General features: G+C 69.2%; 8 protein-coding genes. 2 read left to right on the plus strand and 6 right to left on the minus strand.

Annotation, left to right across the window (positions count from 1 at the left end; all coding sequences use genetic code 11):
- Positions 1-467: 467 nt before the first annotated feature.
- The 6 genes from ADK52_RS22575 to ADK52_RS22600 form a co-directional block, all read right to left on the minus strand.
- Positions 468-1,238 (minus strand): endonuclease/exonuclease/phosphatase family protein, encoded by a 771-nt coding sequence (locus ADK52_RS22575; RefSeq protein ID WP_053691664.1) that lies wholly within the window; start codon positions 1,236-1,238, stop codon positions 468-470.
- A 215-nt stretch (positions 1,239-1,453) separates the two neighbouring features.
- On the minus strand, positions 1,454-2,497 hold the full coding sequence (locus ADK52_RS22580; protein ID WP_053691665.1) for a GntG family PLP-dependent aldolase: 1,044 nt from the start codon (positions 2,495-2,497) through the stop codon (positions 1,454-1,456).
- A complete protein-coding gene (locus ADK52_RS22585) occupies positions 2,494-4,782 on the minus strand; it encodes a pyridoxal-phosphate dependent enzyme (protein ID WP_053691666.1) in 2,289 nt (762 codons plus the stop codon). Before ADK52_RS22585 ends, ADK52_RS22580 begins: the two co-directional genes overlap by 4 nt.
- Positions 4,769-5,737 (minus strand): kinase, encoded by a 969-nt coding sequence (locus ADK52_RS22590; RefSeq protein WP_053691667.1) that lies wholly within the window; start codon positions 5,735-5,737, stop codon positions 4,769-4,771. The genes ADK52_RS22585 and ADK52_RS22590 overlap by 14 nt, the downstream gene beginning before the upstream one ends.
- Complete coding sequence (locus ADK52_RS22595) at positions 5,734-7,230, minus strand: argininosuccinate lyase (RefSeq protein ID WP_053691668.1); 1,497 nt, start codon at positions 7,228-7,230, stop codon at positions 5,734-5,736. The genes ADK52_RS22590 and ADK52_RS22595 overlap by 4 nt, the downstream gene beginning before the upstream one ends.
- Positions 7,227-9,713, minus strand: a complete 2,487-nt coding sequence (locus tag ADK52_RS22600; RefSeq protein WP_234344162.1) for an amino acid adenylation domain-containing protein — start codon at positions 9,711-9,713, stop codon at positions 7,227-7,229. Before ADK52_RS22600 ends, ADK52_RS22595 begins: the two co-directional genes overlap by 4 nt.
- A gap of 640 nt (positions 9,714-10,353) precedes the next feature.
- Between ADK52_RS22600 and ADK52_RS22605 the strand changes: the two genes are divergently transcribed.
- Together ADK52_RS22605 and ADK52_RS22610 are read left to right on the plus strand one after the other, a co-directional pair.
- Positions 10,354-12,048 carry a condensation domain-containing protein gene (locus ADK52_RS22605; protein WP_053691670.1) on the plus strand — a complete coding sequence of 565 codons (1,695 nt, stop codon included), beginning with the start codon at positions 10,354-10,356 and terminating at the stop codon, positions 12,046-12,048.
- Between the two features lie 40 nt (positions 12,049-12,088).
- Positions 12,089-12,454, plus strand: coding sequence for a cupin domain-containing protein (locus ADK52_RS22610; protein ID WP_053691708.1), 366 nt, complete (start codon positions 12,089-12,091; stop codon positions 12,452-12,454).
- Positions 12,455-12,499: the final 45 nt, after the last annotated feature.

Consider the following 12,499-nt stretch of genomic DNA (forward strand, 5'->3'; position numbering starts at 1 on the left):
TCGGGTGGTTCCCGCGCGGGTGAGCCCGCAGTGCCTGCAGGTGTACGCAGATACCGCGTCACGAGCGTCGGCGCGGAGGCCGACGCCGACGCCGACGCCGACGCGTTCGAGCATCCGCCGGACATCCCCCGTACGGGGTGCCGGCGGGGGCTGGTCAAAGGGCAGCCGGAAGCCGTGTCAGGGGTCATGGCTGTCTGCTCCGGCACGAGTCGGACGTCGGTCGGAGCCTTCGCCGACCGGTTCTCGGGAAACGCGAAGGGCGCGACCGACACGGAGGGCGGGACGCGCTTCCTGTTCATCGGAGTCTTCGATGCGAAGGTCATGTGCCGGTTCATCGTCCGGCCGGATGCGCGACCCACCGCCCGAAGGTCGTCCGAGCGGGAGTGTCGGCCACGACGAGAGCGAGCTGCGCCTCTTGCCCTCGTACTCGCCCGAGCGACCCGGCCAGGAACACGGTGAGTCTCTGATCAATACGCCAGAACACTCACCTGGCAATACGAGTGGTCAGACTCGGTCGCCGCCACAGTAGTGGTGATCAGCCGCATCGCATGGCCGTAGAGGATGAAATCCTTCTGAACGCCCTTGGGCGTTGTGGGAGTTCCCTCGAACGCATTGAGATATACACCCGGCCGCAGAACGCCTGCGAGCACTTCCCCTATCTGACCATGGTTCAAGTCCATGGCGGCGAGGGCAGTGCCGGAATCGCCGATCGCCAGCAGATCTTCCGTGAGCATGTCCCACATCTGCGCGAATCTCGGCTCGGCGGAGTTCGCGCCGAAGCGATGCAGGGGGAAACAGTGCCCGTTTATGAGACCGAGCTTGCGATCCCCCAGATCTACCGACGCGACTGCATAGCCCTTGTCATGGAGTCTCCACTCGTCCCCGTTCGGGCCGGAAGCCTCCAGCCGAGGATTTGGAAAGGTCTTGTACACCGCATCCTTGATGGGAAACCGGGACAGGATCCCGAGTGCCAAGGAAGCATTCTCGGCCAAATGGGATGCGCTGGTGGGGAACGATGCGAAGTACGCGTATCCGGCGGACCTCGCCAGATATTCCGACTGGCTTTCTCGCCGTCCATGATAATCATGAGCCTCTTGCAGACAGACCACGTCAGGAAGATATTCCTTCAGGACTGAAACGTGATAATCCAGCGATGGACTCCTGCCTCGCTGATGGGACTCGCCAAGGATTCCGCCCCCGATGTTCCACGTCGCGAGCTTCAGAGGTATAGATCTCATGCATGAATCCTGTAAAGAGAGGGAGGAGGGCGGCCGGAACAATTCCGGCACGCGTTGTCGACCGCGACAAGATCCAGGGAACACCAAGGTGGAGCCAGTACAGCCCGCGACGTTCTCCCAGCGGTAGCCGGGGGGAAACGCCGCGGGCCGGAAGACGATTTGACGCCGGGCCCAAGCGCAGGCGCTGCCTGCGCGGGCTCGTCGGCACCCGTGCTTCAGTCCGCCTCGCGCACCACATCCGCCACGATCGCCGCAGCGGCGGAGATGTCCGGCGAGCTGAGACCGCGATGGGTGACGGCCCGGATCCGACCGTGGCCGAAGTCGGCCATCGCCAGGCCCCGCTGTCTCGCGGCGTGCAGGAAGCGCTTGTCGTCCAGCCCCTTGGCCGTGACACGGAACAGGACGATGTTCGTGGTGACCGAGCTCGCGTCGACCTCGATGCCGTCCACATCCGCCAGGCCCGCCGCCAGCTGCGCCGCGAGCTCGTGGTCCTCGGCGAGCCGGTCGATCATGGACGTCAGCGCAACCACCCCGGCTGCCGCGAAGACGCCCGCCTGCCGCATGCCGCCGCCGAGCATCTTGCGGATCCGCCGCGCCCCTTCGATGAAGCCGGCGTCACCCGCCAGGATCGATCCGATGGGCGCCGACAGGCCCTTGGACAGGCAGAATTGGATCGAGTCGGCGTGGGCGGCGATGTGCTTCGCGGGCACGCCCGTCGCGACGGCGGCATTGAAGATCCTGGCGCCGTCCATGTGCACGGGGATGCCGTGCCCGGCGGCGAAGCCCCTGAGCTGAGCCAGATACACCTGACTCAGCACCTGGCCCCCCATCCGGTTGTGGGTGTTCTCCACACAGATGAGCCCCGGGAGCGCGAACTGCGGGTCGTCCGGGTCCGGGGGCAGAGCCGCTGCCAGGTCGTCCATCGCGAGAGTACCGTCGGACTGAGTGGGTATCGGCTCGTACACGATCCCACCGCACACGCTCGCCCCGCCGGCTTCGTAGAGATAGATGTCGCTCTCGTTACCGACAAGCACTTTTCCGCCCCGCGGCACGTGTACGAGCAAGGCGGCCAGGTTCGCCATGGTTCCGCTGGGCATCAGGCACGCGGCGGCCTTGCCGACCATTCCCGCGGCGAGTTCCTCAAGGCGGTTGACCGTCGGGTCCTCGCCGTACACGTCGTCCCCGAGCACTGCCTGCGTCATCGCCGACACCATCTGCGGGGTGGGCAGCGTGAAGGTGTCGCTTCTCATCTCGATCATGTCAGGCTCGCCCTCGCTTCTTCGTTCGCCAACTGGACGGTGATGCAGTTCAGTGCGGCATCGAGCGACTGGTCGAGCTGCGCGACCGAGCTGGCCGAGGCGATGACGTAACCGATCCGGTCGTAGGCGTCGGTGGCCGGCCGAACCGGGTCGCCCGGCCGACGCGAGATCTGGACTTCGGTGACACCGCGGAGCTGCCGGGCCGACTCGACGCCGTCCAGGCTCGCCAGCTGTCCCTCCGCGGGGCACGTGACGAAGGCGACCCCGGTCGGGCTCAGCGGTCCCCACGGCAGCTCGATGGTCATCCCGGCCGCCGCGCGCAGCTGCTGCGTCAGCAGGTCGGGGCCGCCGGCCTGCCTGATCAGCTCGGGGATCATGCCACCCGCGAGCCGGGCATTGATCTCGATGATCGTCGGCCCGGCGGCGGTCAGGCGCAGCTCGGTGTGGCACGCGCCGTGGCGCAACCCGATGGTCTCTATGGCGGTCCGGACGGCTTGCTCGATCTCGCGGGCCGCCGCCTCGTCCAGCAGGGCCGGGAAGGTGTGTCGCAGCTCGACGAACGAGGGCGGTGCGGACAGCGTCTTGCGGGTGATGCCCACCACGTGGAGCACGCCGTTGGCGAAGATCGCCTCCACGCTGAACTCTGGACCCTGGGCGAGCTCCTCGACCAGCACCTCCGGCGGGACGGCCTGCCCCCGCACGTTGTGGGTGACCGCGAGCAGCTTCGCTGCGTGATCCTGTGCCTGCTCGACGGAGGTGCACAGCAGCACGCCGCTCGACGCCGAGTCGGAGGCCGGCTTGACCACGCACGGCAGGCCGGTCGCCGCGACCGCAGCGGGCACCTCGGCCGCCCGTGCCACGGGTACCGAGACCGGCTGGGGCAGTCCCGCGTTCGCCAGCATCCGACGGGTCACCGACTTGCGGCGGCAGGCGCGCACCGCGGCGGGCGGATTGGCGGGCACACCTAGCGAGGCTGCCAGGGAGGCGGCGGCCTCCAGGTAGAACTCGCTCGTGGTGGTGACGCCGCCCACCTCGTCGGGTTCGATGTGGGCGCGCACGGCCGCTTCCAGCGCGTCGGCATGGTTGGTGTCGCAGCGGATGACCTGGCAGTCGGCCTCGCCGATGCCCGGGTAGCGGCTTGGCAGGTTGGTGAGCAGGACCGGTGCCAGGCCGAGGTCCCGGGCACGGGAGAACGCGAGCATGCCGGTGCCCGTGGTGTTCGACTCGACGAACAGCAGGCGCCGCCGCGGCGAGGACGGCACCCGGGACCGCGCCCAGCCGTCGACCTCAGTGCCGTAGGGCACCTCGATCGGCTCGGCCCGGACGGGGAGTTCGTCGAGACCGGCCTGTTGCCCGTAGTCGTCGTGGTAGATCGAGTCGGCGTAACGGTCGCCCCGGTCGGGGAAGATACCGACGATGCGGGTGCCGGGTGCGGCGGTGGCGGCCAGGTGCTTCAGCACCCGGTAGACCGACCCGGAGGAGTTCCCGGCGAATATGCCCTCGTCGCGTGCGAGGTCACGGGTGGCGACGAAGGCCTCCCGATCGTTCAACCAGTGGATCTCGTCGATCTCCCCGTAGTCCAGGTTGCCCGGGATCAGGCTGTTGCCGATGCCGCTCTGCCTTCGTCCCGGTTGGTCTGGCTGGCCGAACAGGACGCTGCCGACGGCGTCGACGCCGACTACCCGCAGCGCATCGGACTTCCCGGCGGCCTCCAGCGCCCGGCGCAGGGCGCGGGCGGTGCCGCACAGCGAGCCGCCGCTGCCTGTGGCGCCGACCAGCACATCGATCGTGCCCAGGTCCGCTACCAGCTCCTGTGCCAGAGCGGCGTAAGCGAGCGGGTTCTGCGGGTTCGTGTACTGCCGCGGCCAGAACGCCCCCGGATACTCCTCGCGGAGGGCGGCCAGCCGCTCCAGCCGGGCACTCTGCCAGCCGTTCGCGGTCATCGCCTCGACCACGTGCACCGAGCAGCCGAGTGCCTTCAGCTTCGCGAGGGTGATCGCGTCGATGCGGGGATCCGTGACGATGTGCACCGGATGGCCGAGTGAGCTGCCCACCAGGGCCAGTCCCAGCGCCATCGTGCCCGAGGAGCTTTCGATGATGGGCGCGCCGGGGGCGAGTACCCCGTTCTCGCGCGCCTCGGTGATGACCTGACGGGCGACCCGGTCCTTCATCGCGAACAGGTTCTGCAGTTCAAGCTTGGCCACCGCCGTCACGCCTGCTGGCGCCGCCCGTAGCCGCACGGCGGGCGTATGCCCGATGGCGTCGACGAGGTCATTGAAGATCATTGCTTGTTCCACTTCCTGTGGGCTCAAAGCCCAACGTCTGGTAGCAGTACACTCGTTCGCGGTGTACGAGATGACCGCACCGGTTGATGGCCTCGGCCAGGCGGCTCCGGAAACCCGGGAGGTCGTGCGGGATCATCAGGCCGATCGTCGATCCGCTGTGCGCGGTCACCACGCCGACCCCGCCGATCTCGGCGCTGAGGGCGGTCATCGCACTCAGCGTCCGCTTGCGGCACAGTCGCTGATTGAGGTGGGCGCTGCGGGTCGCCACCCGGCCGATCGCCGCGACGTCACCGGCCCGCAGTGCCGTCCGCGCCTCGTCCAGCAGCCGGGCGTATTCGTGCCGCTCCTCGGCCGTGAAGTTCTTTGGGATCCGGTTGAACGCGACGGTGTCTACGGTGCCGCCTTCGTCGATGCCCACGATGGTCATCGGCGGCAGAACGCCCAGCCTGGCCAGCAGCGCCACATTGCGGTGCTCGAACGCCACCACCCCCGGATACATGACTCCGTCCGTCGGCTCGATCTGCCGCAGCAGGTCCTCGATGAGCGGCGGCGGCATGTCGGTGCCGAGTGCACTCCCCACAGCCCGCGCCGTCGCCACCAGATCGGCGGAGGAACTCGCCAGACCCTTTCCCTCCGGGAGCGAGCCGCTCAGCGTGAGCGTTCCACCGCCGCCGGCCGCCCGGGCGAGCACGGTCTCGGCGACCCGGCGGGCCTTCGACTTGGCGGCCGGGAACACCTCGACGCCGTCGCGGGCGCTGTCGTACTCGAACGTGGCGGTGGCCCACCGGGCGATCGGCAGGGTAACCAGGAAGTCCGGACCGTCGTCCGGCAGTGCACCCTGCAGCAGCTCCCCGAACGTACCGAAAGCGGAGCTCACCGCGACGGCCCGGGCGGGAGATCCGTGGTGCCGGGACGGGCGCGCGACCAGCTGCGGGACCAGCTGTCGGCCCGTCATCCCGCGCTCCCCACCGCGGGCGACAGGGCGGCGTCGGTGGCGGTGATCGCATTCCGCACGGTTGCCCTGCGGTTCTTCCATTCGGCCGTCAGCACGTCGAGGCGATTTCGCTGCTCGGCCAGCAGCACCAGCACGGAGGCGGGGCCGGCCGAGCCCGCGGACACCTTCGCGCGCAGTTGCGCGTCGACGTCCGTGGAGTTGGCCAGGTACGAGGCGGAGTCCTCCACCGGGTAGCCCGCCTCGCGGGCGGCCGCGGCGAGCGCGGCCGGGTCGCTGAGGCCGGCCCGGCCTGCGCCCTCGGTGAGCACGGCGGTGACGTACCGGCCGGCGATGACCTGAGCGGTCCGCCACGGCACTCCGGCCCGCAGTGTCAGCTCGTTGGCCAGGCTGAAACCGCCGAAGTGGTCCTCCTCGCAGACCGCACGCATCCGGTCGGTCCGCCACTGCAGCCGGTCGACAACCAGGGTGAAGCCGGCCAGCACCGAGCGGGCCGTGTCGAACATCGTACTTGCGTGCAGGCCCGCTTCCTTGGACACCTCCACCATGTTGCTGTACGGCGTGTTCCGCTGACCGGTGGCGAAGTCGACGTAGAACGCGGTCAGGTGGGCGGTGCGGCCGCGGAGGCGCTCCAGCAGCGGATAGTTCTTCTTCTGTGGCATGGCCGCGGAAATGCCTGCCAGTTCGTCCGGCAGCTCGACCAGCCCGTACGCGCTCGACGACCACGCCATCAGGTCGGTCAGGAAGCGGCTGAAGCCCACGCCTGCCGAGGCGATGTCCGCAGCGATGTCGAGCAGCCAGTCCCGGGACGCGACCGCGGCCAGCGCATGCGGAACCGGGCCGGTGCAGCCGATCGCCTGCGCCAGCCAGTCACGGTCCCAGGCCAGTTCCTGCCCGGCCATGGGTCCGGCGCCGAGCTGCGCATAGTTGATCCGGTCGTAGGTGCCGAGCAGCCTCGACGCCACACCCAGCGCATGCTCCGCCACGGCACTGAGGTAGAAGCCGGGGGTGACGATCTGCGCCGCCTGCAGGTGCGTGTACCCGGGCATCGGCGAGGTGACGTCCTGGGCGGCCCGCTCGTGCGCGGCTTCGGCCAACTGCAGGAGCATGGCTGCGATCTCGGTCACCTGCTCGCGTCCGTAGAGCAGTTGGGCACAGGCCTGCAGGTCGTTGCGGCTCCGGTCGACGTGCCAAGCCGGCACCGGCTCCGGCAGCGCCTTGGCCACCCCGGCCTCCATCGCCAGTGCGATGTCCGACAGTGCGGCGCCGGCGCCGGCGGTGAGCTCCTCTGCGGTCAGCCCGTCGAGCGCCACCGCAAGCCAACCCACCTGACGGACCGTGAGGACGCCCAGGCGACGGTACTCGCGCAGCAGCGCCTTCTCTATCAGCACGTACCAGCTCAGCAGGTTGGCGACTTCATGCCGGAACTGCGGTTCGAGGAACTCCTGCCTGATGAAGTCGTCGGGCGCTGCCGCGAGACGGCCGGTCAGCCTCAACGGGTGCCGCCCATCTCCATGGCCGAGATGGTCGCGGCGACCAGATCCGCCGCCGCGGCGGGGTGGCTGCGGACGAAATACCGGCCCGCGCCATCGAACTCGGCGAACTGCGCCGTGGGAAGCAGGGCAGAGTAGCGGGCCGTGGCATCGCTCTCGCCCGGCGCCCGTGGGATCGGGATGATGGTCGTGGGCAGGTCGAGGGCCGGGGCGCCCGCGCCGAGGTAGCGTTCCGCCTCGCCTAGGTCGTGCAGGTAGGCGCGCTCGACCAGCTCGCCGCGGGTCGACCGCCACTGGTCGACGTCGGTGAGCGCGCCGGCGTCGCGCAGCCAGGCGCCGACGTCTGCCGGGCCGGCCGCCTCGCCGCCCGCGGTCTGCTGCTGGGCGGCCGCCGCCAGGAACAGGTGCTGTGGCGGCGCGCCCGCGGCCTGGAGCGACCGGCCGGTCTCCAGCGCGAGCGCCACGCCCGCGCCGTGTCCCCACAGCGCCACCGGCTGTTCGATCCGGTCGAGGATCTCGTGGCACAGCCTGTCGGCCAGCCGGTCGAGGCCGACCAGTTCGTCGTCCGGCCGGGCGACGTCGTGGCCGGGCAGCTCCACCGCGTACACCGCCACGTCCGAGGAGGACAGTGCCCGCGCCATCGCCTCGAAGTTGAGCGCGTTGCCCGCCTCGTACGGCACGCACACCAGGGCCACCGATGCCTTCTCCGGCACCGACAGCGGCTGCAGCAGCGAGGTGCCGCCCGAGCCGGTGCTGTCTGCGGCCGCGGCCAGGTGTGCCAGGACCGGGTTCGCCATCAGGTCGACCAGCGAGATCAGCCCGCCGAGCTGCACGACGAGCCGGACGCCCGCCAGCGAACCGCCCCCGCAAAGGAAGAAGTCGTCATCGCGCCCGATCTCGTCGAGCGGCAGGCCCAGCACCTCCGCCCAGGCGGTGGCGATCCTCCGCTCGGTGGCGGTATGCGGCGGCATCAGGGTGTTGCCGTTGGCGCTGCTGGTCTCAAGGTCCGCCAGCGCTCGCTTGTCGACCTTGCCGTTGTCGGTGAGGGGGAGCTCGGGCAGCCAGCGCAGCGTGCGCGGCACCAGTTGCAGTGGCAGCAGTTCCGCCAGCTGCTCACGGGCGGCCGGGATCGCCGCCGCTGCGGTGTAGAAGCCCGCCAGTCGCTTGCTCGCGCCGTCGGGCATCACGATCACGCATGCCGACCGGACCCCTGGCACCCGCAGCAGCTGGGACTCGACCTCGCCGACCTCGACCCGGACACCGCTGATCTTCACCTGTTCGTCCCGGCGGCCGACGAACCTGAGCCGTCCGTCCGCCAGCCAGTGCCCGTAGTCCCCGGTGCGGTAGCGGCGCAGCCCGGGCCGGACCGGGTCGTGGCCGAACGCCTCCGCCGTGTGCTCCGGATCGTTGATGTAGCCGCGGCCGACACAGACGCCGGAGAAGGTGATCTCGCCGATCGCCTCGTCCGTCACCGGCAGCCCGTCCGCGCCGATCACGTCGACCAGGACGTTCGCGATGGGCACACCGACGGCGACCTGCTCGCCGTCCGCCATGCTGCGGATGACCTCGTGCGTGGTGTCGTCCGACGCCTCGGTGGCACCATAGGCGTTGACCACGGGTACCGCCGGGCACTGCGCGAACCAGCGGGTGAGCACCTGCTGGCTCACCGCCTCGCCGGTGACGCCGAGCATCTGCAGCGAGTCCGGCGCGCAGTCCCCGCGCTCCAGCCGGGAGACGACCACATCCAGGTAGCTCGGGACGAGTTGCAGGACGCCTACGCTCTCGGCGGCCAGCAGCCGCAGCAGCGCGGGGACGTCCAGCATCACCTCCGGGTCGATGATCACGGTGCTGCCGCCGACGATCAGCGGCGCGACCGCCTGCCACAGCGAGATGTCGAAGCACTGGGACGCGGTCTGGGCGACTACCGTGCCCGGCTCCAGGCCGAAGGTGTCCGCCTTCGCCAGCAAGTGGTTGAGCATGCCGGCGTGCTCGCAGGCCGCTCCCTTAGGAGCGCCCGTCGACCCGGAGGTGAAGTAGATGTAGGCGAGCGCCCCGGCCGAAACCCGGCCCGGCCGTGCGTGGGCGGCGGCCTCCGGCGCCAGCGGCAGCGCGCGGACGGCAGCAGCCTCGATCGGGGCCGCAGACGCCTGCTCCTCAACCAGCGCCAGTCGGCAACCGCTGCGGCTCAGCAGGTCGGCGATGCGCTCGTCGGGATACGCCGGGTCGACCGGAAGGTAGACCCCGCCCGCCTTGAAGATGCCGAGAATCGCGGCCAGCCAGTCCAGCGAGCGCTGGCTGATGACCGCGACGACACCCTCCGGATCGAGCCCGACCGCCAGCAACGCCCCCGCGACCCGGTCCGCGGCGGCATCGAGCTCCGCGTAGGTCCAGCGGATGTCCCGGTGCACGGCGGCGACAGCCGAAGGCGTGTTGCGTGCGCACTCCTCAAAAAGCTCGTGGGCGCGGCGGTCGGGAAGCGACCGCATCGGGCCGACTCCGCGTGGCTGCTGACCGCTGACTGCCTCGACGTGCTCCGTCACAGTGCCAGCCTTTCTGGCCGAACGTAGTGGCGGCCTGGATTTTTGAGCGAACATGACTAAACGAGGAAATGTGCGTTGAAGCACCGCCGCGGGATCCGGAATGACGATTCGCCGACAGTTCAGAAACTACCGCGCTGCCGACGGGACGGGTTCTGCACAGGGCACCCACGGGTCGCCATGGGTGCACCTGTGCAGCAGGTTCCGTGCCGCGAAGTCATGAACCGCCGAAACGGGCTGGTCGATTCACGGTACGGTCACCGAGATGACCGGAATCATGGGGCCATAGGCCCAGATGCCCTCGCCTCGAAAATCCGGATCAACGGTCATCAAAATTCAAGTGGTACTCGGCCCGACGGCAACGGCCTCTCATGGGACGGATGCTAGTGAGATGCCGGCTTGCCCCGTACTGACATCGGTCAGGGCACCTGCCGCTGCCGCCCAGCAGCCGGTATAACCACAGCTCAGCAGGGTGAAAGCTGGATCGACCGCCCCCTGAGGCCAGGTCGGCGTACTGGCAGGTATCAGTACCGGCAGAGCGCCGGGGTGACCGCATACTCGACTCCAGTCGCATCGACAAGGAGACCCGGTGTTCCCGCTCAGCGCCCCCCAGCAAATCATTTGGCTGCAGCATCAGATGCTTCCTGAAAGCCGCGCCTACTACAGCACCGCAGTGGTCGGATTCCATGGTGAAATCGACCCTGCGCTGCTCCGCAAGTGCGTCACCGGCGCAGTCGATCGGAACGATGCATTCCGGCTCCGGCTCTGCGATGTGAACACTCCGATCGCCTACCAGGAAGTCGTGGAAGTCGACTTCGACATTCCTGAGTACGACCTGCGCGGCGCAGAGGACATCGAGGAGCGCAGGACCGAGCTGCTCCAGCGGCAGATGCACACCGAATTCGACCTGCACGCGGCCCCGCTGGTCCGCTGGACGCTGGTCCGTCTGGCGGACGACCACTGGCAGCTCTTCATGACCGAGCACCACTTGGTGCACGACGGCCGGTCGACGGTGGCGTTCCTCGGCGACGTGATCGAGCAGTACGCGGCGGAAGCGGCCGGCCGGCCGTTCGTCGCCAAGGACGCGCCCACTTACCAGGACTACGTCGCGTACACCACCTCCGACGAGTACCTCGAAATGATCGGCTCCGCCATCGAGTGGTGGATCGAAAACCTCGACGGCGCCACCTTCAATGTCGACTTTCCCACCCTGGGCACCCAGCGCTCGGGCCTGTTCGACTACCGGGGCGGCCAGTACCGCCAGTCGCTGTCCGCCGAGCTGATGGCCGGCGTACGCGCCGCAGCCCAGCAGAGCGGCCACACCGTCTTCGCCGCAATGCTGGCGGTCTACGGCGAGCTCTGCCGCCGCCACTCCGGCCAGGACGACCTGGTCATCGGCATCCCGTTGGCCAACCGCCCGGCCGAGTTCGCGAGCACCGTGGGCATGATGGTCAACACCGTGCCGGTCCGGCTGGCGATCGACCCGAGCACCCCGGCCGGCGAGGTCGGCCTGGACGCCATGGTCTCGCTCTTCGACGCCGTCGACCACGAGGCGGCCCCCGTGCAGGACCTGGTGAAGGCGCTCGGGCTCGGCGGCAAGGGCCTGGACAACCCCTTGTTCAACGTCACGTTCGGCATGCACGACCAGCCGTTCCCCGACGTGGACGTCCCGGGACTCTCGGTCGACATGCAGGTCGCGCTGAGCACCAATAGCGCCCGCTTCGACCTCAGCGTCTTCGTCACGCCCGCCAACGTGCTCCACGGGGGCGACGGCGACTGCGGTTACGAACTCAACTGGGACTACTCCACGCAGCGCTTCGGCCCCGAGGACGCCGAGCGGCTCGCCTCGGGTTTCGAAGCCCTGCTGCTCGCATACGCCACGCACCCGCTCGACCCGATCGGCACCCTGGCCCTGGACACGGTCGCGCCGCCGGTGCGCATCCGGCACGTCGAGGGCGACCGGGTGACCGACGGGGCCGCGCCGGTCACCGGGGGCGCAGGCGACGAAATCCGACCCACTTCGGCGGACAACTGCGAACAGCGCGCCGAATCGCCGTGGTTGCAGGCTTTCCGCGACATCCTCGAGCACGACGACATCGACCAGGACACCGACTTCTTCCAGGCCGGCGGCTACTCGCTGCTCGTCCCCATGCTGCTGTCGCGCTACGAGTCCCTCTCGGGCTGGCGGCCGCCGACCAGCCTGCTCTTCGAGTTCTCCTCGCCGATCCTGCTGGAAGCCGCGTCGGCCGAGCGGCGCCCAGCCGAGGTCGGCGTTGAGCGCTGACGACGAGCCGGCCGGCCACCGGGACAAGAAGCATCGGACGATGGCCGCGTACAAACGCACGGCCGCCGAAGCGGAACGCTTCAGCAAGCACGGCATCGACCTCACCGTCTACGGCCAGAACGCCCCGTCCGCGACGGTCGTCCACGTAAAGGTCGAGCGCGGGCACTTCCAGGAGTTCTACAACATCGAGAGCGCCTACATCTACTACATCGTCAGCGGCCGGGGCACGTTCCGTCTGAACGGGGAGTCCGTCGCAGTGAGCGCCACCGACCTGGTCACGGTCCCGCCGAACACCCGGATCCACTACTTCGGGACGATGGAGATGGTGCTGACCGTGGCACCCGCGTTCGACGAGTGCAATGAACGGCACGTCAGGTTCATCAGCGAGAGCGAGAACCCGTACTGACACCGGACCGCCGCTGCTGTGCCCGGAGATTCCGGGCACAGCAGG

Source organism: Streptomyces sp. WM6372, assembly GCF_001279655.1.
In the GTDB taxonomy this organism is placed as follows: domain Bacteria; phylum Actinomycetota; class Actinomycetes; order Streptomycetales; family Streptomycetaceae; genus Streptomyces.